Annotated in this window: 14 protein-coding genes; 8 read left to right on the top strand and 6 right to left on the bottom strand. The window is 69.7% G+C overall.

Annotation, left to right across the window (positions count from 1 at the left end):
- Positions 1-320: 320 nt before the first annotated feature.
- Positions 321-2,855, bottom strand: coding sequence for a helicase-associated domain-containing protein (locus EL340_RS12790; protein ID WP_232023083.1), 2,535 nt, complete (start codon positions 2,853-2,855; stop codon positions 321-323).
- Between the two features lie 285 nt (positions 2,856-3,140).
- On the opposite strand from EL340_RS12790, the gene EL340_RS12785 reads away from it, so the two are divergent.
- Complete coding sequence (locus EL340_RS12785; RefSeq protein ID WP_126414947.1) at positions 3,141-4,823, top strand: DNA repair helicase XPB; 1,683 nt, start codon at positions 3,141-3,143, stop codon at positions 4,821-4,823.
- A 72-nt stretch (positions 4,824-4,895) separates the two neighbouring features.
- On the opposite strand, the gene EL340_RS12780 is transcribed toward EL340_RS12785, so the two are convergent.
- The 4 genes from EL340_RS12780 to EL340_RS12760 all read right to left on the bottom strand — a co-directional run bounded on the left by EL340_RS12780 (position 4,896) and on the right by EL340_RS12760 (position 8,318).
- Positions 4,896-5,804, bottom strand: a complete 909-nt coding sequence (locus EL340_RS12780) for a type 1 glutamine amidotransferase (RefSeq protein WP_126414946.1) — start codon at positions 5,802-5,804, stop codon at positions 4,896-4,898.
- A gap of 141 nt (positions 5,805-5,945) precedes the next feature.
- Complete coding sequence (locus tag EL340_RS12775) at positions 5,946-6,383, bottom strand: hypothetical protein (protein WP_126414945.1); 438 nt, start codon at positions 6,381-6,383, stop codon at positions 5,946-5,948.
- Between the two features lie 250 nt (positions 6,384-6,633).
- Positions 6,634-7,056: a hypothetical protein gene (locus EL340_RS12765; protein WP_164719396.1), complete on the bottom strand. Its 423-nt coding sequence runs from the start codon at positions 7,054-7,056 to the stop codon at positions 6,634-6,636.
- A 26-nt stretch (positions 7,057-7,082) separates the two neighbouring features.
- Positions 7,083-8,318 (bottom strand): hypothetical protein, encoded by a 1,236-nt coding sequence (locus EL340_RS12760; protein WP_126414943.1) that lies wholly within the window; start codon positions 8,316-8,318, stop codon positions 7,083-7,085.
- A gap of 772 nt (positions 8,319-9,090) precedes the next feature.
- On the opposite strand from EL340_RS12760, the gene EL340_RS12755 reads away from it, so the two are divergent.
- The 7 genes from EL340_RS12755 to EL340_RS15755 all read left to right on the top strand — a co-directional run bounded on the left by EL340_RS12755 (position 9,091) and on the right by EL340_RS15755 (position 18,125).
- A complete protein-coding gene (locus EL340_RS12755; RefSeq protein ID WP_126414942.1) occupies positions 9,091-11,280 on the top strand; it encodes a TPM domain-containing protein in 2,190 nt (729 codons plus the stop codon).
- A 241-nt stretch (positions 11,281-11,521) separates the two neighbouring features.
- On the top strand, positions 11,522-12,370 hold the full coding sequence (locus EL340_RS12750; RefSeq protein WP_126414941.1) for a PspA/IM30 family protein: 849 nt from the start codon (positions 11,522-11,524) through the stop codon (positions 12,368-12,370).
- A 379-nt stretch (positions 12,371-12,749) separates the two neighbouring features.
- The gene (locus tag EL340_RS12745; RefSeq protein ID WP_126414940.1) at positions 12,750-13,343 is read left to right on the top strand and encodes an NYN domain-containing protein; all 594 of its coding nucleotides are present in this window, start codon (positions 12,750-12,752) and stop codon (positions 13,341-13,343) included.
- A 240-nt stretch (positions 13,344-13,583) separates the two neighbouring features.
- Complete coding sequence (locus EL340_RS12740; protein WP_126414939.1) at positions 13,584-14,321, top strand: response regulator transcription factor; 738 nt, start codon at positions 13,584-13,586, stop codon at positions 14,319-14,321.
- Positions 14,321-15,919, top strand: a complete 1,599-nt coding sequence (locus EL340_RS12735) for a sensor histidine kinase (protein WP_126414938.1) — start codon at positions 14,321-14,323, stop codon at positions 15,917-15,919. The genes EL340_RS12740 and EL340_RS12735 overlap by 1 nt, the downstream gene beginning before the upstream one ends.
- Before the next feature lie 183 nt (positions 15,920-16,102).
- Positions 16,103-17,542: an HD domain-containing protein gene (locus tag EL340_RS12730; RefSeq protein WP_126414937.1), complete on the top strand. Its 1,440-nt coding sequence runs from the start codon at positions 16,103-16,105 to the stop codon at positions 17,540-17,542.
- Positions 17,543-17,759: 217 nt separating this feature from the next.
- Positions 17,760-18,125, top strand: coding sequence for a WXG100 family type VII secretion target (locus tag EL340_RS15755; protein ID WP_126414936.1), 366 nt, complete (start codon positions 17,760-17,762; stop codon positions 18,123-18,125).
- Between the two features lie 195 nt (positions 18,126-18,320).
- Here EL340_RS15755 and groL read toward each other — a convergent pair whose 3' ends face one another.
- Positions 18,321-19,943: a chaperonin GroEL gene (groL, locus tag EL340_RS12720; protein ID WP_126414935.1), complete on the bottom strand. Its 1,623-nt coding sequence runs from the start codon at positions 19,941-19,943 to the stop codon at positions 18,321-18,323.
- Positions 19,944-20,121: the final 178 nt, after the last annotated feature.

Raw genomic sequence — 20,121 nt, 5'->3', positions numbered from 1 at the left:
CACCGTCAGCCACCCCTCCTGGGCGGGGCACCGGCCCGGACCTCAGAGGGCCTGAACAGAGCCCGTTCAGCCCACGCCGAGACCGTCCATCCCTCCTCAATCCGTGCCAGCTCATCTGTCGGGATGCGAGCAGACATCACGCAGCCGAAACAACCTCCCACACTCGGGGACCGGGGCGGCCTGATAACCGGCCGCCATCAGGCGCGGGAACAACCTCCACACACCCGGGGACCGGGAACTGGAGCGAGGCCGGATGCAGTATCCACAGGCGACGGGGCTCGGTGCGAGCCTGCAGCGGAAGGGGCTGCCAGGGCCGTCCGTCACCCCGCCTCGACCGAGACGATGCGGTGGACCGCCACGGTCAGCTCGGTCTCGCGCACGACGTCGCGCAGCCGCACCCGCCCGGGCTCGACGGCCATGACCCGCACCTGGCGCTCCTGCACGGCGCCGTCGGGACCCGCCAGGCTCAGGCGAACCCGCGAGCGCGAGGACTGCGCCTGGCGCAGCACCGCCAGGGCGTGCACGGGGTCGGTGGCCACCGCGGCCTCCCCGGCGGCCTGCATCGCCTCCTGCCCCACGCGGAGCCTCCCCACCAGGATCGCCAGCTCGCGCCGGCTCGGCCGACGTCGTCGCACCGAGTGCTCGCTGCCGGGGCGTGACGGCTCGGGGGCCCGGCGCGCCTGCTGCGCGGTGGCCGGCCCGACCACCAGGTGCCCGTCCGCGTCCTCGGTCACCGGCGCCAACCCGGTGGCGCGCAGCTCGCGCAGCACCTGGCCGGCGCTCGCCGTGGCCACGAGGATCCCGGGCGCCACCTCAGCCAGGCCGAGGTCCTTCAGTCGCGGCTCGGCCATGATCCCGGCGGCGGTGGCCTCGTCGCCGATCCGCAGCAGCGCGGCCACGGCCCTCACCCGCACGGCCCCGTGATGGCGGGCCGCGTCCTGGATGAGCACGGTCAGTGAGTCCGGCAGGGGCGCGGGGCTGTAGCGCCCGATGGCTTCCACGATCTCCTCAGCGCTGTAGCCGACGTCGAGCGCGCCGCGTACCGACTCGGGAGTGAACCTCACGGTGAGCGCCCCGCCGCGCGACTCCACGACGCTCGTGCGCTCCAGCAGCGCGCCCAGCTCGGGGGCGGGCCGACCCGGCACGATGGCGGTGAGGTCGGACTGGACGAGGATCATGTCGACGGCGGCCGGCAGGTCCGCGGCGAGCGCGGCCTCCAGCGCCCCCAGGGCCTCCTCATCCGACGGCGCCTGCCCGGCAGCGCCGCCAGACGCACTACCGGCGCCATTGGCGCTGCCCTCGCTCCCCATGACGTCGTCACTGGCGGCATCCGGCTCGTCGAGGCTCGCCGCCGCACGTCGGGCGAGGATCCGGCCGGCCTCGGTCAACGCGCCGCCGCCGGTGATTCCGAGGGTCTCGGCCTCGGCCAGGACCGCGGAGATCGCCCCGCCGGGGATGGTGCGCCGCGGGCTCTCCCAGGTCAGGGCCGCCCGTACGAAGGCCGGCGTCGCGCTGGTGCCCGGGGGCAGGCCTCCCAGGAGCGCAAGCACGCGGGCGCGCAGGCGCGCGGCCCAGCCGGCCTCCAGGTCCGGGCCGAGGGCGGCGCGCAGTACACCGTCGTCGTCGCGGGTGCCCGTTAGCCAGGGGGTGCGGGCGCTGACGGTCCAGGCCAGGGCCAGCGGCGCCCAGCGCTGGGGGAGGCTGTCCGCGAGCCAGCCGGCGGCCAGGGCGGAGGGCACCCAGGTGGCGCCGTCGTCGTCGAGTCCCAGGAGCCCGGCGCCCGCGGCGATCTCGATGACGCGCGCGGCCTCAACGGTCTCCAGGCCCAGAGCCTCGGCGGTGCGGGCCAGGGCGCGTACGCTCACTCCCCCGCTGCGGCGGATCGTCCCGCCCTCGCGGCCCCACTCCTCCAGGAGCGCGGCCACGAGCCGGACGGTCTCCTCGGCGTGGAAGGAGGACTCGGAGGCGACGACGTCGCCGCCGACCGTCTCCAGCTCGCTCGCCTCGGGGGCGGACAGGTCCTCGCGCGTCAGCAGGCCGCCGCGCAGGGCGAGGGCCACCTGGCGCGGCAGGATGAAGCGGGTGCGGCCCCGGGAGTCGCTGCTGCGCTCCAGCCAGCCGCGCTCGATGAGCGGCGCCGCCCCTGGGGCCCGCCCACCGGCGCGCAGGGTGCCGGCGGGCGGGCCCCAGGTGAGGGCCTGCAGCATCTCGACCGAGGCGGCCGGGACAGGCGGCTCGTCGGCGGCCCGGCTCAGCTCCTCCAGCTCCTCCAGCTCCTCCAGGGTGGACGGCAGCTGCTCGGCGCTCGGAGGCTCGGCGGCCCAGGGCCCCAGGCCGAAGGGGTGCGGCCCGAAGACCGTCTCCAGCGCCGCCACGGGGCGGCCCTCGATGACGAGCGCCAGCCGGTTCAGGCGTTCCAGGGCCTGAGCGACCTGCTCGGTCTCCAGCGGCAGGTGGGCGGCGATCAGCCCGGCGAGGTTGCGGGCAGTCTCGACGTCGGCCGGCTCATCATCTCCGCCGGCCCCCTCCCCCTCGGCGGCCTGGGCAGCGCCGGTCTCTTCGACCCCTTCGACCCCCTCGACCCCCTCGGTCTCCTTGAACTGCCCGGACTCCTCCGCCCCCGTGGGGCCGTCCAACGCCACGACCGCCGCGGCCACGGCCAGCGTCGGGGCGTCCAGCCCCGCCAGTGCCTGCTCGACACTGCCCTGTGCCCCGGCCCGGGTCGCCAGCGCCAGGAAGGAGGAGGACGGCGGCGCGGCCAGGTCCGGGCGCGCCGCCAGCAGGGCGGCGACCTCGCGGTCCGGCAGCGCCGTCAGGTGCACGGCGAGGTCCTGGGTGGAGGCGGAAGGGCTCATCCGCACAAAAATACGCCCCCGGTCCCTGCTCACGGACAGGGCCGGGAGCGGGGATGCAGAGCAGTGGCGTCCATATCTGTCACAAAGGGACCTGAGCACCCCTACTACCAACGACATGATCCGCAGAATCATGCGGTTTTCTTTCGCAGACCGGAGCCCGTCTCGCGCCTTTGTGACAGATTTGGACACGATCTCGCATTCACCGTTTCCAGTCGCCTCCCGCTGGAAGAGGAACGTCTTGTCCGTCACGGCGGCCCGGCTCCCCTCCTTGGGATACTCCCGCCCATGTCCGCCACGCCCAGCGATTCTGCGTCACCGGCGTCGTCGGCCCCCGACGGCCCCCTCATCGTCCAGTCCGACAAGTCCGTCCTCCTGGAGGTCGCCCACCCCGGGGCCGCCGAGGCCCGCCGCGCCATCGCCGCCTTCGCCGAGCTGGAGCGGGCCCCCGAGCACATCCACACCTACCGGATCACCCCGCTGGCCCTGTGGAACGCGCGCGCCGCGGGCCTGGACGCGGAGACGGTCGTCCACGTCCTCATCACCTACTCGCGCTTCCCGGTGCCGCACGCCCTGCTCACCGAGATCGCCGAGACGATGGGCCGTTACGGCCGCCTCCAGCTCATCACCGACCCCGCCCACGGCCTGGTCCTGCACGCCACCGACGTGCCGGTCCTGGAGGAGGTCATGCGCTCCAAGCGCACCAAGGGCCTGCTGGGGACCCGGCTGGGGGACGCCGACGTCGTCGTGCATCCCTCCGAGCGGGGCCACCTCAAGCAGGTGCTCATCAAGCTGGGCTGGCCGGCCGAGGACCTGGCCGGTTACGTCGACGGCGAGGCCCACCCCATCACCCTGACCGACTCCCCCGACACCTTCCAGCTGCGCCCCTACCAGGGCGAGGCGGTGGAGAGCTTCTGGGCGGGAGGGAGCGGCGTCGTCGTCCTGCCCTGCGGGGCCGGCAAGACCCTCGTGGGCGCCGCCTCCATGGCCAAGAGCTCGACGACGACCCTCATCCTGGTCACCAACGCGGTCTCGGCGCGTCAGTGGAAGGAGGAGCTCATCCGCTTCACCACCCTGACCGAGGAGGAGATCGGCGAGTACTCCGGCTCGCGCAAGGAGGTCCGCCCCGTCACGATCGCCACCTACCAGGTCCTGACCACCAAGCGGAAGGGCGTCTACCCGCACCTGGACCTGCTGGACTCCCACGACTGGGGGCTCATCGTCTACGACGAGGTCCACCTCCTGCCCGCCCCAATCTTCCGGATGACCGCGGACCTGCAGGCGCGCCGCCGCCTGGGCCTGACCGCGACCCTCGTGCGCGAGGACGGCCGCGAGGACGAGGTCTTCAGCCTCATCGGCCCCAAGCGCTACGACGCCCCCTGGAAGGACCTGGAGAACCAGGGCTGGATCGCCCCGGCGATCTGCACCGAGGTGCGCCTGACCCTCGACGCCGGCGAGCGCATGGCCTACGCGACCGCCGAGCCCGAGGAGCGCTACCGCCTGGCCGCCTCCTCCCCGCGCAAGCTGCCGATCATCGACGCCCTCCTGGCCCGCCACGAGGGCGAGTCGGCCCTGGTCATCGGCCAGTACGTGGACCAGCTCACCGAGATCGCCGAGCACCTGGACGCCCCGGTCATCACCGGCTCGACGACGGTGCGCGAGCGCCAGCGCCTCTACGACGCCTTCCGCTCCGGTGAGATCCGCACGCTCGTGGTCTCCAAGGTCGCCAACTTCTCCATCGACCTGCCCGGGGCGAGCGTCGCCGTCCAGGTCTCGGGCTCCTTCGGCTCGCGCCAGGAGGAGGCCCAGAGGCTCGGCCGGATCGTGCGGCCCAAGGAGGACGGCCGTCAGGCTCACTTCTACACGGTGGTCGCCCGCGACACCGCCGACCAGGAGTACGCGGCGCACCGGCAGCGCTTCCTGGCCGAGCAGGGCTACGCCTACGCCATCACCGACGCCGAGGACCTCTGAGCCCGACGACGGACGGACCGGCAGCGCGAACCGGCAGGGTCAGCGGCTCCGGCGGCGGGCTCAGCGGCAGACTCAGCGCGCCAGGCGGCGGGCGCGCACGTTGCGCACGAGGACCCGCGCCAGGGTGCGACCGAAGGTCTGGATGACGGGGTCGACGCCCTCGGCCTCCTCGCGGGCGGCGGCCCCGGCGCTAGCGGCCGACTCGGGCAGGTCCGCCGCCGTCGCCCCGTGGGTCCCGGCCGCGCCGGGCGCGGAGCTGCGGCCCGCGGCCACCTCCAGGGCGTCGCGCGCGGCCGCGAGGGAGGCGGCGTCCATGCTGCCGGCCAGCTCGTTCAGGGCGTCGCGGGTGCGCCAGTAGGCGACGCGCGCCGGATCCGACTCGGGGTGGTGCTGGAAGGCCAGGAGCCGACCCGCCCTCCAGGTGTGGACGGGGGAGCGGTCGGAGGAGGCCAGGAGGACGGCGGCCTCGGGCAGGTGGGTGACGGCGTCGTGGTGGGAGACGATGACGGGGAAGCGGGTGCCGTCGGAGGTGGAGATCCCGGCGCGGTGGGCGGCGCGGATGGTCTCGGCGGCCACCTCCCCGAAGACCGGGTCGCTCTCGCCGGCGGCCGTGATGGTCAGCTCGACGACGCCGACCTCGTCGTTGCCCAGCGCCGGTACGGCCGTGGTGCCGCCCAGGGCCTCGGCGGCCACCTGGGCGCCCAGGCAGATGGCGATGGTGGGGACGTCTTCGGCGACGACGTCGCGCAGCAGCTCACGCAGGTCGGCCAGCCAGGGGTGGTCGCCCTCGTCGTGGGCGCTCATGGAGCCGCCCAGCACGACGAGGCCGTCACCGACCTCATCCAGGGACGGGACGGGGTCGCCCTGCCAGGGGCGCACCATGCGCAGCGCGGCCCCCTCGGCGAAGAGCCACTCCCCCAGGCGTCCCACAGGTGCGAGCTCCTCGGGCTCGATGACGGTGATCGTGAGCGTGTCTGTCATGGGTGACATTCTGCCGGTGGTTCGGTTGCTCGCAACCGGCGACAGGCCTGCGCGTGCCGCCTGAGGCGAAACGACTTGCTCACACCCGCTTGCTCACACCCGCACACTGAGAGCCGTCGGCGCGAGCGTCGTCCACGGAGGTCAGCCGGGTTCCCGGTGCTCCTCGTCATCCTCATCATGCGCCCCAGCGCCGTACCTCGCCTCCCAGTCGGCCTGCTCCGCGCGAAGCCAGCGCCTCTCCTCATGCCACTCCGGGTACATCGGCCCCGGCAACCGCACCGGAATCAACCCCAACACCGCCACCACCAAGCAAGTCAGAAGAGCAAAAACGAAGAACCACCAAATTCCCGTATCCTCTAAACCAGCATTGTCGACGATCACCCCACAGCCACCAAATAGCATAAAGCCTCCCACAGCAGGTTCAATGACCGCAATGGTGTTACGCCCCAAATTGAAGGCCCCCGACAGCATCTCGCGAACCGCCTCCCCCCAGTCACTGCCCGAAAACATCGCAAACCACCAGGACACAATCGCAAAGCCCCCCATAAGAATGCCTACAATACCGTAAAACACACTCATTCACATCCCGGAAATTCGCAACAATAACGATCAATGAAATAATTTATGAATACCCTTATTTGCGAGATCAGCAAATGCCTTTCCAGCCCCGGACCCGATAGCCCCACCGACGACGCCACCGACCACGGCACCCACCGGACCACCGACACAGGCACCGACGGCCGCCCCGGCCCAGCTGCCGGCGGCCGAGCCACCCGCTAACGCCTCGACCCAAGCAAGCTCACCGGTCTTAGCCGCTGGGCAGCACCCATTACTTCTCACCCCCATCACGAGAGCCGTACCTGGCCTCCCAGTCGGCCTGCTCCGCGCGAAGCCAGCGCCTCTCCTCATGCCACTCCGGGTACATTGGCCCCGGCAGCCGCACCGGAATCAACCCCAGCACCGCCACCACCAACGACACCATGGTAGGGATACCAAAAAGAAACCTGATGGGACTGTCGCCATCAACCCCAAAAGGATCAGCCAACCCCAACAATCCTCCAAACAAAAAAAACAACCCCACAGCGGGCTCGATGACCGCAATGGTGTTGCGCCCCAGGCTGAAGGCACCCGACAGCATCTCACGAGCCGCCTCACCCCAGTCGCCGCCCGAAAACATCGCAAACCACCAGGCCGCAATCGCAAACACTCCCAGCAAAATGCTGATAGTCCCAAATAAAATATCTTCACCCACAGCGACTCACCTCACAAGAAATGCGATCAATGCCACAAATCATGAAAGAAATCATTCGCTTTACCAGCCGCCCATTTACCGACACCGGACCCGATGGCTCCACCGACGACGCCACCGACCACGGCACCCACCGGACCACCGACACAGGCACCGACGGCCGCACCGGCCCAGCTGCCGGCGGCCGAGCCACCCCCGGCCACCGTCGCCCGGGCGACCTTCTCGCCCTGGCTGATCGACGGATTGTGGGAGTCCTTCTCCCACTGCTGATAAGCATCGACGCCGAAGCTCACCGCAGTACCGGCCCTGCCGGCCCACTTCAGGGCGTCGCTGGAACCAACCTTGCGCGCCAGGTCGACGGCCTTCGCCGCTCTCGACCCCTCGGCCCCCTCCGGCACGGACCAGCTCGAGAGCTTACGGTCACTGAGGGCATGCCTCCACTGTCTCGTCCCCTTACCTCCGGCTTCAGTTGTGACGTCACGATTCACCTTCACCGCACGCGTATAATCGTTCGGTTTAGCAAGGTCGTGCGAGGGCATGTTCTCTTTAACCCCCACAGTCACCCTACGAGTCACGCTCGCGCCACTCGCGCGCAGCCCTGCTGCCTCGACCAGGGAAACACCATCACCGGTCCGGCTAATTGCCCATGTACCGACTCCGGCGGCAGCCCGCCAGCCGCCGTCCTTGGTGTTGGGCGCAACATACCCTCCGACCGTGCTTGCCACGGCCTGGGTAACGGGATGCCCATCCGTGATCCTTGAGCACGCATCGGCGAAGGCCTGGCGCGCCTCGGTCTCCCGGTCGCGAATGTCGCTCGTCTCGGTATCCAGGGTGTTGTACAGAGTGATCTTTTTCTGCTCCTCGTCGAAGGCCTGCACCTCTGCAGAATTACTGGGGTCGGGTCCCAGGGGGAAGGAGCTCGTCGGCTCCCCGATGCTCTCCCCGTTGAGCGTCAGCCCGCCACCACTTGCTCTGCTGCGGATTCCCTCCAGGTCCGTCTTCACCCTGCTCATTGCGAAAGCAAAGTCGGTCAGCGCGTTCTTGTAACTGCTCAGATCGGAGACCAGGTCCTCACAGTCATTGACTGCCGAGCTGATCGAGATCGAAATATTGAGTGCCGTTTGCCCCTCAAGCTCGCAGGCACTCCTCCGAGCGCTGATCAGGTCATCCTCAGCGTTATCAACATTCGTCTCAATGTTTCCTATCGCGGTGGCCGACTCCGTGATCTCCGACGGCGTCGCATCCAGATGCGTGTCAATAGCCATAATCGTCTTCCTTCAACCCAGGAGTACTTGTCATCAGTTTCGGAGTGGATCTGAACCCGTTGTCGGGTACGTCGGCCGCGTCGCGGTAGAGCGCCCCGCCCCTCCTGTGCCTGACGACCCCGATTGAGGAACCGAGAACTGCGGCGTGACTCCTCCGGCACCCGGGCCCGGCGCTGAACTGGTGGAAGAGCCTCGAGTTGTCAGAGGCCCCGAACTCGTCATGTGAGAGGGAGGCACAGCCGGCGACGGCACGCTGCTGGCGCTCTGCGAGTCCACCGCCCCCATGTTCTTATCGGCTGTTGACAGGTTCGTCGACATCGTCGGAATGCGTGATTGAAGGCTGGACAATCGTGACTGCAGGTTCGACACCACCGTCGACGCCGAGGACGCAGACCACCCGCACCCCTTCGGCGACGTCACCGAGTCCCCGCTGATATCGTTCTTCGCCGCATCCAGGCTCGATACGGCAGATGTCGCCTGGTCATGATCCCACTTCAACTGGCCCGACAGCCGACAACCTCTCAGGATCGTTACCGTCAAGAAACAACCGACACAGTACGCCTGATATCGATTCGACCGCAAGCACCATTAGCTCGTTTAGCTCGTTTCTTCCGGGCGGCGTCGCACAGCCATCAGCCGGCACATCGGCCGCCTCCGTCACATGCCCGTCTTCCCCCATCGAGCGCGTCCCTGACGTGCACGCGCCGGGGCTCCTGCCGCCCGAGGCGAAACGACTTGCTCACACCCGCGCCCTGCGGGGACCATGGCCCGGATGAAGCACCCACAGATCCCCGGCCCCCGTCCCTTGCGTCACCTGGCCGCCTCCGGCGCCGCGACGGTGGCCGTCCTGGGGCTGCTGGGAGTCTCCGCGAGCGCCGCGGCGGCACCGACGGCGGCGGGCGCCGCGTCCCTGCGCCCCGCCTCCTCCGTCTCGGCGCTTGCAGCCGATTCGCCGGCCGCGCCCCGTGCCCTCCCGGCGGCGTCGACCACCCTGACCAAGCACGTCACCGACGACCTGGGGATCCTGGACGCCTCCAAGGCTCAGCAGGCCGTGGACACCATGTCCTCCAAGCACGGCGTGGGCCTGTGGGTGCTCACCGTCTCCGACTCCAGCCGCAAGGCCTCGGCGATCGCCGAGCAGGCCTTCAAGGCCTCCAACCTGGGTCAGGACGATATGCTCCTGGTCATCAACATCCCCTCGGACGGCTCATCGAAGAGCTACAAGCTGCAGGCGCACAGCAGCTCCTCGAAGTTCTCCGAGTCCGACTACCGGCGGATAGACTCCGCCGTCAAGGAGCAGCTGAGCGCCGGCAACTACGACGCCGCCGTCACGGCGATCCCGGAGAACATGTCCGGGTCCTCCGGCTCAAGCGACTCAAGCGGCTCGGGCTCCTCCGCCCTCCCGCTCCTGCTGGGCGGAGGAGCGGTCGCGGCGGGCGGAGCCGCCGCCTGGACGGTGTACAAGCGCAGGAAGAACAAGGAGAACGACGACATGCTGTTCGGCAAGCGCAGGAAGCAGGCCGCCGCGGGCGGCGCCCCCGGGGACCCGGCCGCAGGCCCCGCCGCGATGACGGTGGAGCAGCTGCGCACCCAGGCCGGCAGCGCCCTGGTCCAGGCCGACGACACGGTGCGCGCCGCCGCCGAGGAGCTGTCCTACGCGCAGGCGCAGTTCGGGCTGTCGGCCACGGACGCCTTCACCGCCGCCCTGGACAGCGCCCGCAAGCACCTGTCGCGGTGCTTCGAGCTGCGCAAGATCCTCGACGACGACATCCCTGAGACCGAGCCGCAGCAGCGGCAGATGTACACCGAGATCCTCCAGCACTGCTCGGAGGCTGTCAGCGAGATCCGCGCCCAGGAGGAGGCCTTCAACAAGCGGCGCGGCATCGAGGCGAACCTGCCGACGTCGATCGCGGAGACCACCCAGCGGGCCGACGAGACCGAGCAGGCCATCGTCATGGCCGAGACGATCCTGGTGACGCTCAGTGCCGCCTATCCCGCCTCCTCCCTGACCAGCGTGGCCCAGGCTCCCGAGCAGGCCCGCCGCCTGCTGACCGCCGGGCGCACCGCCCTGGACCAGGCCCGCGCCAGCGTCGAGGCCTCCCAGGAGGCGACGGCGGTGGAGCAGGTGCGCATCGCCCAGGGCTCGATCGCCCAGGCCGGCGAGCTGGCCGCCCAGGTCACCGGCGCCCGTGAGCGCCTCCAGAGCGCGGCGAAGGACCTGGAGGCCGCCATCGCCTCGATCTCCTCGGACCTGGTGGACGCCAAGCGCCTGGAGGGATCGGTCCCGGCGGCCACCCTGGCCCCGCTCGTGGCCGACGCCGAGGCCGCCGTCGCCGAGGGCCGTCAGGCCAGCGGCAGCTCGCCCAGTGGTGATCCTCTGGCCGCCCTGGACCACCTGGCCCGGGCCGAGGCCGCCATCGACGCCGCCCTGGCCCCGGCCCGCGAGCGCGAGGAGAACGACTCGCGCGCCCGGGCCTCCCTGGGCTCGCGCCTGGCCCGCCTCAACTCGCAGGTGGAGTCGGTGACCTCCTACATCACCACCTACCGCGGCGCGGTGGGCCCCTCGGCGCGCACCGCGCTGAGTGAGGCCGCCCGCCACGCCACGGCCGCCACGACCATCCAGACCACCGACCCGGTGGCGGCCCTGGCGGAGGTCGCGGCGGCCGAGCCGCTCGTGGCCCAGGCCCAGGCCCTGGCCGAGGCCGACGTGCGCGGGTCGTCGTCGAGCCCATGGACCCCGCACTCCGACGAGAACCACTCCGGCGGCTACGATCGCTCGGGCGGCGGCCTCGACCTGGGCTCCCTCCTGCTGGGCGGGCTGCTGCTGGGCGGTGGACACAGCTACGGCGGCTGGGGCGGCTCCCACCACGACGACGACTGGGGCGGTGGCGGAGGCTTCTTCGGTGGGGGCGGTGACTTCGGCGGCGGTGGCGGCTTCTTCGACGGGGGCGGTGACTTCTGAGCCTTACCAGCCGCGTCATTGCGCCGACCGGTCGTGACCACTGCGCGGTCGCGAGCCAGTCATGCCCTGAGCGATGAGAATCCCTCCCGCGTGACTCCGGCCGCCAGAACCTGAGAACATGACGCCTGATCCGCCCGGCCCACCCGGCTATCACCTGGCAACCATCTGGTAACCATCTGACAACCACTGTGCCCATATCTGCCCATACCGACGTCGCACCTCGACGGAAGGACGAACCACCATGGCTGAGAAGCAGTCGATCCTGGGACGCATCGCCCAGCTCACCCGCGCCAACATCAACGCGCTCCTGGACCGCGCCGAGGACCCGGAGAAGATGCTCAACCAGCTCGTGCGGGACTACACGGCCTCCATCGCCGAGGCCCGCGACGCCGTCGCCCAGACGATCGGTAACCTGCGCCTGGCGGAGAAGGACCACGACGCCGACGTCGCCGAGGCCAGGGACTGGGGCAATAAGGCCCTGGCCGCCTCCCGCAAGGCCGACCAGCTGCGCGCCGGCGGTGACACGGCAGGGGCGGACAAGTGGGACTCGCTGGCCAAGATCGCACTGACCAAGCAGATCACGGCGGAGAACGAGGCCAAGGCCGCCGAGCCGATGATCGCCTCCCAGCGTCAGGTCGTCGAGCAGCTCAAGACCGGCCTGCAGCAGATGGAGGTCAAGCTCGGCGAGCTGCGCTCCAAGCGCGATCAGCTCATCGCCCGCCAGAAGACCGCCGAGGCCCAGGTCAAGGTACAGGGCGCCATCCGCTCCATCAACGTCCTGGACCCCACCAGCGAGCTGTCCCGCTACGAGGACCAGGTGCGTCGGGTCGAGGCCCAGGCCGCCGGGCAGATGGAGCTGGCCGGCTCCTCCCTGGAGGCCCAGTTCGCCGAGCTCGAGTCCTCCGGTGCCGGCCTGGAGGCCGAGGCCCGCCTGGCCGCCCTCAAGTCCGGGCAGAACCCAGCGCTGCAGTCCTCCCCGCAGCAGGCCCCCGCCCAGATCACCGACGGAGACGACGCCGCCATCAACGCCGCCTTCGAGGCCCTCAAGAACCAGGGTCAGCCGGCCGGCGAGGAGAAGTCCTCCTACTGAGCCGGCCCGGCCACCGAGGCGGCGCCGCACCGTCGCATCAGCCTGACAGCCGTCCGGTCCTCGTTACCACGACGAGGACCGGACGGTTGCGTTCCCGTCGGCAACAGCCCGGCGTCCTCCTCCACCTACGCCGGCATCTGTTCCGTCCTTGAATCGGGCTCCGCCTCTGCCTTCGCTCCCGATCCGAGGGCTACTGCACGACCGTTGGGTGCTACTGGTCGAGGGTCAGCCCTACTCCACGACGGCGAGAGGGTCGTGCAGTACAGCTAACGGTCCTCCAGTGAGATCTGAGGTTCGTTTGGAGAAAACCTGGGATCACTGGAGCCTCTCCGGGCGTCGCCGAAGGCTGTTTGACACTGGGACCGGTAGCATGGAGCCCATGAGTGTACCGACTTATCTTCTCGTCGATGGCGAGAACATTGACGCTACTCTCGGCATGAGCGTGCTGGGGCGGCGTCCTGAACCTGAAGAGCGGCCCCGCTGGGACCGCGTCCTCGCATACTGCGATGAGCTGTCCTCCGCCGAGAGTGAAGGGGACGAGGCCCGTGCCCTGTTCTTCCTCAACGCCACCAGCGGCCACATGCCCATGAGCTTCATCCAGGCCCTGCTGGCCATGGACTACCGGCCCGTTCCGCTGGCCGGATCAGGAAGCAATGAGGAGAAGGTCGTCGATATCGGTATCCAGCGCACCTTGGAGGCGCTGGCCGAGCGCGTCGAGTCCGGTCAGAACGCCCACGTCCTGCTGGGCAGCCACGACGGCGACTACATCCCTCACATCGAGCGGCTCCTTCAGGCCGGTGCCAAGGTGGGGATCCTGTGCTTCCGCGAGTTCCTCAACGCCCAGCTGGCCGGGATGGAGGGCGAGGGCCTGACGATCCACGACCTCGAGAGTGACGTCAAGGCCTTCACCATCCCGCTGCCGCGCGTGTGCATCATCCCGCTGGAGGACTTCGACCCACTCACCTTCCTCTAACCGCGTCGGCGGGGCGGCCACTGCCGTCGCCCCGCCACGTGCCACACTCCGACTCGCCGAAGAGCTGCAGCAGTTGCCTCTGTTCGGCAGCAACCACATAACCTCCGCTTTTTTGTGGGAATCCCAAGGTTTTTGAGCCTCGTAAGGTACTCTGGATCACATCAAGCACTTGACCCATCAACAGCAACCATTCGGAACTCGTTCAGGAAACGACCAGGAACTGAAGGGATGGTGTGGCGCATGGAGCGTTCCCAGCAGTCCCGCACCGAAGCTCACCTCCTTGTCGTCGACGATGAACCCAACATCCGCGACCTGCTCGCCTCGTCCCTGCGCTTCGCAGGCTTCGAGGTCTCGATCGCCGGAGACGGCAACGGTGCCCTCAAGACGGTGGAGAAGACCTCCCCTGACCTGGTGGTCCTCGACGTGATGCTGCCCGACATGGATGGTTTCACCGTGGCCCGGCGCCTGCGCGAGCGTGATGTGACCACCCCCATCCTCTTCCTGACCGCCCGCGACGACATGGCGGACAAGGTTCAGGGCCTGACCGTCGGCGGCGACGACTACGTCACCAAGCCCTTCGGCCTGGAGGAGGTCATCGCTCGCATTCGTGCCATCCTGCGCCGCACCCACGCCATCGAGAACGAGGACGACGGCGTCGTGCGCGTGGCCGATCTGGTTCTCGACGAGGATGCTCACGAGGTGTACCGAGCCGAGGTCGAGGTGGACCTGTCCCCCACCGAGTTCAAGCTCCTGCGCTACCTCATGCTCAACGCCGGTCGCGTCGTGTCCAAGGCCCAGATCCTCGACCACGTCTGGGAGTACGACTGGAACGGCGACGCCGCGATCGTGGAGTCCTACATCTCCTACCTGCGTCGCAAGGTAGACCAGATCCAGGGGGGTGACGGCCAGCCCGTCACCCCGCTCATCCAGACTCGTCGTGGAGTGGGCTATATGCTGCGCGAGCCCAAGGCCGAGTGATGGTCGCGGCGCGTGGGGGGAGCACGCGCCCGGCCAAGTCGTCCGGCAAGCAGCACCGCCCGATCAAGCGGGGCCGATGGCACCCGATCACCGCGCTCCAGCGGCCCTGGCAGGCGATGCCGCTACGCACCCGTCTGACTCTCATGACAACGGGACTACTCACCATCGGGCTCATCGTCGTCTCCTTCGTGGTGACCTCACTGCTCTACAGCCACATGATGGGGCAGATCGACAGTCAGCTGCGCACCACCTCGGTGGCCATCGGAAGCCAGGGCCTGGCCCAGATCCGCGAGGGCGGAACCAGCAGCACCACCTTCCCCTCGAGCTACTACGTCAAGGCCGAGTACCTCGATGCCAGCCGCAACGGGGAGTGGATCTCACCCGACACCGCCGCTACGTACGGCCGGCCACAGATCGAGGGCCTGGACTACCGACGCGCCCTGACCCACGCCGAGAAGGGCGACTACCCGATCACGACAGTCAACTCCGATCAGCCCGGTCACCAGTGGCGGATGATCACCCTCCTCATCAAGGACCAGGACACCGACCAGTACACCGGTGCCGTGGCCCTGGCCCTCCCGCTGAGCGACGTCATGGAGACCGTGGAGCGGACCCGCCTGGTGGTGGCCCTGGCCGACGTCTCGATCATCTCGGTGGGCGCGATCTTCGCCACCTACCTGGTCCACCGCTCCTTCCGCTCCCTGCGGCAGATCGAGGGCGTGGCGGGGAGGATCGCCCACGGCGACCTGTCGGCCCGCATCCTGGTGACCGAACCGCGCACCACGGAGGTCGGCTCGCTGCAGCGGGCGATCAACGCGATGCTCACCCAGAACGAGAGCGCCTTCGCCGCCCAGGTCGTGGCCCAGGAGCGGATGACACGATTCGTCTCCGACGCCTCCCACGAACTGCGCACGCCCCTGGCCGCGATCCGCGGATACGGCGAGCTCTACCGGATGGGCGGGGTGCCCGCGAACAAGACCGGCGAGGTCATGGGGCGCATCGAGACCGAGTCCAACCGTATGGGGCGCCTGGTCGACGACCTGCTCCAGCTGGCCCGGATCGACGAAGGCCGGCAGATGTCGATGGAGCCGGTCAACCTCACCGAGCTGGCGGCCGGGGCCCTGAGCGACATGATGGTCCTGGCCCCCGAGCGTGACTGCGGCCTCATCCCGCTCGACCCGCGTGACGAGGCCGCCGGCAGGGAGGCGCCCTCGCTCCAGGTCATCGGTGACCGCGACCGTCTCTCCCAGATCCTCACCAACCTGCTGGGCAACGTGGTGCGCCACACCCCGACCGGGACGCCGGTGGAGATCGCCATCGGCATGGCTCCCCCGCGCACCAGCCCGACGGCTCAGTCGGTGGTCGTCGTCGAGGTCCGCGACCACGGGCACGGGGTCCCGCCGGAGGCGGCTGAGAAGGTCTTCCAACGCTTCTACCGCTCGGACACCTCCCGCAACCGGGAGACCGGAGGCTCCGGCCTGGGCCTGGCAATCGTGCTGGGCATCGTGGCCGCCCACCAGGGTACGGTCCAGATGCTCCAGACCCCCGGCGGCGGCGCCACCGTCCACATCGAGCTGCCACCGGCACCGGCTTGGTAGGCCCGGTAGGCCCGAGCAGCCCCCCGCGCCATCACTGATCGATCAGAGCCGGACACGCCGTCCCCCGAGGACCCCGTCGACGCCCCTGCAAGAGTGGTGCGCGAGACACTGTGTCACGTCGACGTTGCGGCAAGGACAGTTCTACGATGACACGCGTTCCATTTCCAACACGGAGACTGACCCATGGGTGTCATCGACGCACCGCAATGGCTCCTGCCGGCCTTCACCCGCTCAGTGAAGGCGCTCGGCGCCACGCAGCCCCCAGAGGCGATCCGCTCCGCCGGCGAGCTCCTCATTGAGCGCTGGTCCACGCCGGACCGTCGCTTCCACAATCTTCGCCACCTCATCGACATGCTCGCGCGCGTCGACGAGCTGGCTGAGGAGTCCCACAACCCGGACATCATGCGGGTCGCCTGCTGGTACCACGGGTGCGTCTTCTCCTCCGACGCCGAGGAGGTCAGCCGGGGCAACGGCGGCGAGGACGAGTCCGCCTCGGCGGCCTTCGCCGAGGCGGACCTACGCCACCTGGGCCTCCCGATGGAGACGGTCAAGCGGGTGTGCTGCCTCATCGTCAACCTCAAGCGCCACATGCTCGATGACAACGACATCGACGCCCAGGCACTCATCGACGCCGACCTGGGAACCCTGGCCGTGGATCCGCAGACCTATGCCGAGTACGTGCGCCTGCTGCGCGAGGAGTACTCCCACATCCCTTTGGAGAAGTACCTGCGCGGTCGTCTGACGATCGTCTCGCGGCTCCTGGACCGGGAGCACCTCTTCCACTCCCCGCTGGGCGAGCGCTGGGAGCACGCGGCCCGGGAGAACTTGTCGGCCGAGCAGCGACGGCTCAAGGAGAAGCTCGTCAAGCTCGCCGTCGAGCAGGACGGCCGGGACACTCAAGACCACCAGGAGACACTCGCCCTCCTGGGCGCACCGACGCCGTCACCTACCGTCCCCGCAACCACGTCGGCTGAGCCCGCGGGCGGTGCCGCCGGTTCGATTCCTCATCGACTCGACGACGTCGCCGGGACCGCTCCGCGCACTCCTCCGCTGGGTCTGCGGGCGCTGACCCCGACCGCGCAGCCGGCGCCCGGCCTACCCGGCCCGTCCCGGGACGGGAACACCCTGCGCATCGACACCGCTGAGCTCAAGGCCCTCAGGCCCACGGCCTCGGCACCGAGCCCGGCCGCGGCCGTCTCCTCGGCACCGACCGCATCGTCGTCCTCAGTGTCGTCCTCACTGTCGTCCTCACCGTCGAGCGCGGCCTCGCCACGCACCCCCGCCCGGGGTATTCCGGCCGTCTCCACCGCTTCGTCCACTCGCCGCCCCGGCGAGGCGCCCACCGAGCGGGGCGAGGCACGTGAGGACAGGGATGGCGAGGAGCCGATGGCGCACACGGCCTCGATGGAGTCCTGCATCGCCGACCTGGACCTGCTCATGTGCTCGCGCAGCCGCTCCGATGAGGCCGAGGACCGCCGCGCCAGGGTCCAGGCCGAGCGGGACAAGCTCGCCGAGAGGCTGCGCGCCAAGACCCAGGAGGCCAAGGAGCTGCGCGAGGCCCGTACCGGTGAGATCACCCCCATCACCGAGGAGATCATCGACGACGGCGCCGGGGACCTCTGAGGCGATCCACCCGCCCGCCCCCGGCTCGTCGCGGCTCCCCCGGGGCCACAGGCCGCTATCGGCAGGCCCAGTCCACAGGGCCGATCGCCCGCCCGGCGCCTACCCGGGCTCGGCCCCTACCGTGAGAGGCACAGCGCGCACCCCGGTTCACCGCAGTGCGCACCAGCGGACCATCATGCCCGGCCATCGGGCCGCCTCTCACGAAAGGACCCCCGTCATGCCCGTCTACTCCGTCGACACCGCCGCGGTGGCCGACACCGCCGCCAGGACCCGCACCCGCATCTCGACGATCCAGACCGAGGTCGATGCCATGCAGGGCGATATCGGCCTGCTGCAGTCCTCCTGGACCGGGACGGCGTCGGACTCCATGGCCACCTGCGCGGCCGACTGGCACCTCACCCAGCTCCAGGTGCGGTCCAACCTCGACCAGATCAGCCTGGCCCTGGACAACGCCGCCGTCTGCTACGACGACGCCGAGACCACCAACCAGGGCCGTTTCTCCACCCCCACGCCGGCTCCCGCCCCTGCGCCGGCACCGGCACCCGCACCAGCCACGAGCCCCGGGCCCGTAGCCGGCTGGTAGGCGGCGGGCCGAGTCAGCCGGCTCCTGGCCGCATCCGTTGCGGCTGCTGCGCCAGCAGCGCGCACGAAAGCGGCGGGCCGCCCCTCACGCGTGTGAGAGACTGCCCGCCGCCGGGTCCCGGGCCCGGTCGCGCAGGGCGGCCGAGGCTACCGGGGTGTGACTGGTTCGTGACGAGTCACGTCGATCAGCAGTCGATCAGTACATGCCGCCCATGTCACCGGCACCGCCCTCGGCCGGAGCGGCCGGAGGCTCGGGCTTGTCGGCCACGACGGCCTCGGTGGTCAGGAACAGGCCGGCGATGGAACCGGCGTTCTGCAGGGCGGAGCGGGTCACCTTGACCGGGTCGGCGATGCCTGCGGCCAGGAGGTTGACGTACTCGCCGGTGGCGGCGTTGAGGCCCTCACCGGTGGGCAGGTTGCGCACGCGGTCCACGACGACGCCGCCCTCAAGACCGGCGTTGGCCGCGATCTGCTTGAGCGGGGCCTCCACGGCGACCTTGACGATCGCGGCACCGGTGGCCTCGTCGCCCTCGAGCTTGAGGGAGTCGAGGACCTCGGCGGCCTGGAGCAGGGCGACACCACCACCGGCGACGATGCCCTCCTCGACGGCGGCCTTGGCGTTGCGCACGGCGTCCTCGATGCGGTGCTTGCGCTCCTTGAGCTCCACCTCGGTGGCGGCACCGGACTTGAGGACGGCCACGCCGCCGGCCAGCTTGGCCAGGCGCTCGGAGAGCTTCTCGCGGTCGTAGTCGGAGTCGGAGTTCTCGATCTCCAGGCGGATCTGGGCGGTGCGGGCGTCAATGGCGTCCTTGTCGCCGGCGCCCTCGACCAGGGTGGTCTCGTCCTTGGTGACGACGACCTTGCGGACCTGGCCCAGGTCCTCCAGGGTGGCGTTCTCGAGCTTGAGGCCGACGGTCTCGGAGATGACCGTGCCGCCGGTGAGGATCGCCATGTCCTGGAGCATCGCCTTGCGGCGGTCACCGAAGCCGGGAGCCTTGACGGCCACGGACTTGAAGGTGCCGCGGATGCGGTTGACGACGAGGGTGGCCAGGGCCTCGGCCTCGACGTCCTCGGCGATGATGGCCAGCGGCTTGCCGGTCTGCATGACCTTCTCCAGCAGCGGGAGCAGGTCCTTGACGTTGGAGATCTTGGACTCGACCAGCAGGACGTAGGCGTCCTCCAGGACGGCCTCCTGGCGGTCGGGGTCGGTGACGAAGTAGGGGGAGATGAAGCCCTTGTCGAAGCGCATGCCCTCGGTGACCTCGAGCTCGAGGCCGAAGGTGTTGGACTCCTCGACGGTGACGACACCCTCGTGGCCGACCTTCTCCAGGGCCTCGGCGATGAAGGCGCCGATCTGCTCGTCAGCGGCGGAGATGGAGGCGGTGGCCGCGATCTCCTCCTGGGTCTCGACGTCCTTGGCGTCGGCGAGCAGGCGCTCGACGACCGCCGCGACGGCCTTCTCGATGCCGCGACGCACGGCGATCGGGTTGGCGCCGGCGGCGACGTTGCGCAGGCCCTCACGCACCAGGGCCTGGGCCAGGACGGTGGCGGTGGTGGTGCCGTCACCCGCGACGTCGTCGGTCTTCTTGGCGACCTCCTTGACGAGCTCGGCGCCGATCTTCTCGTAGGGCTCCTCGAGCTCGATCTCCTTGGCGATGGTCACGCCGTCGTTGGTGATCGTGGGGGCGCCCCACTTCTTGTCGAGCACGACGTTGCGGCCCTTGGGGCCCAGGGTGACCTTGACGGTGTCGGCGAGGGTGTTGAGGCCGCGCTCCATGCCGCGGCGGGCCTCCTCGTCGAAGGCGATGATCTTGGACATTGAGTTTCCTCCACTGCGTGGTAGGGGCGGCCGGTTCGTGCCCGCGACGGACGGATCGGTCCCCGGGCGTTCACGTCACGCCCGACGCCGGTCCTCACGTTCCAGCCTGGATGAACTTGGTGCATTCGTGGATGCATTGTCACTCGAGGACTCCGAGTGCTAACCGCAATGCTGGCAC

Origin of the sequence: Actinomyces viscosus, assembly GCF_900637975.1 — a bacterium.
Taxonomy (GTDB): Bacteria; Actinomycetota; Actinomycetes; order Actinomycetales; family Actinomycetaceae; genus Actinomyces; species Actinomyces viscosus.
The sequence above is the reverse complement of the archived record's forward strand: the minus strand, read 5'-3'. Positions and strand labels throughout refer to the sequence as shown.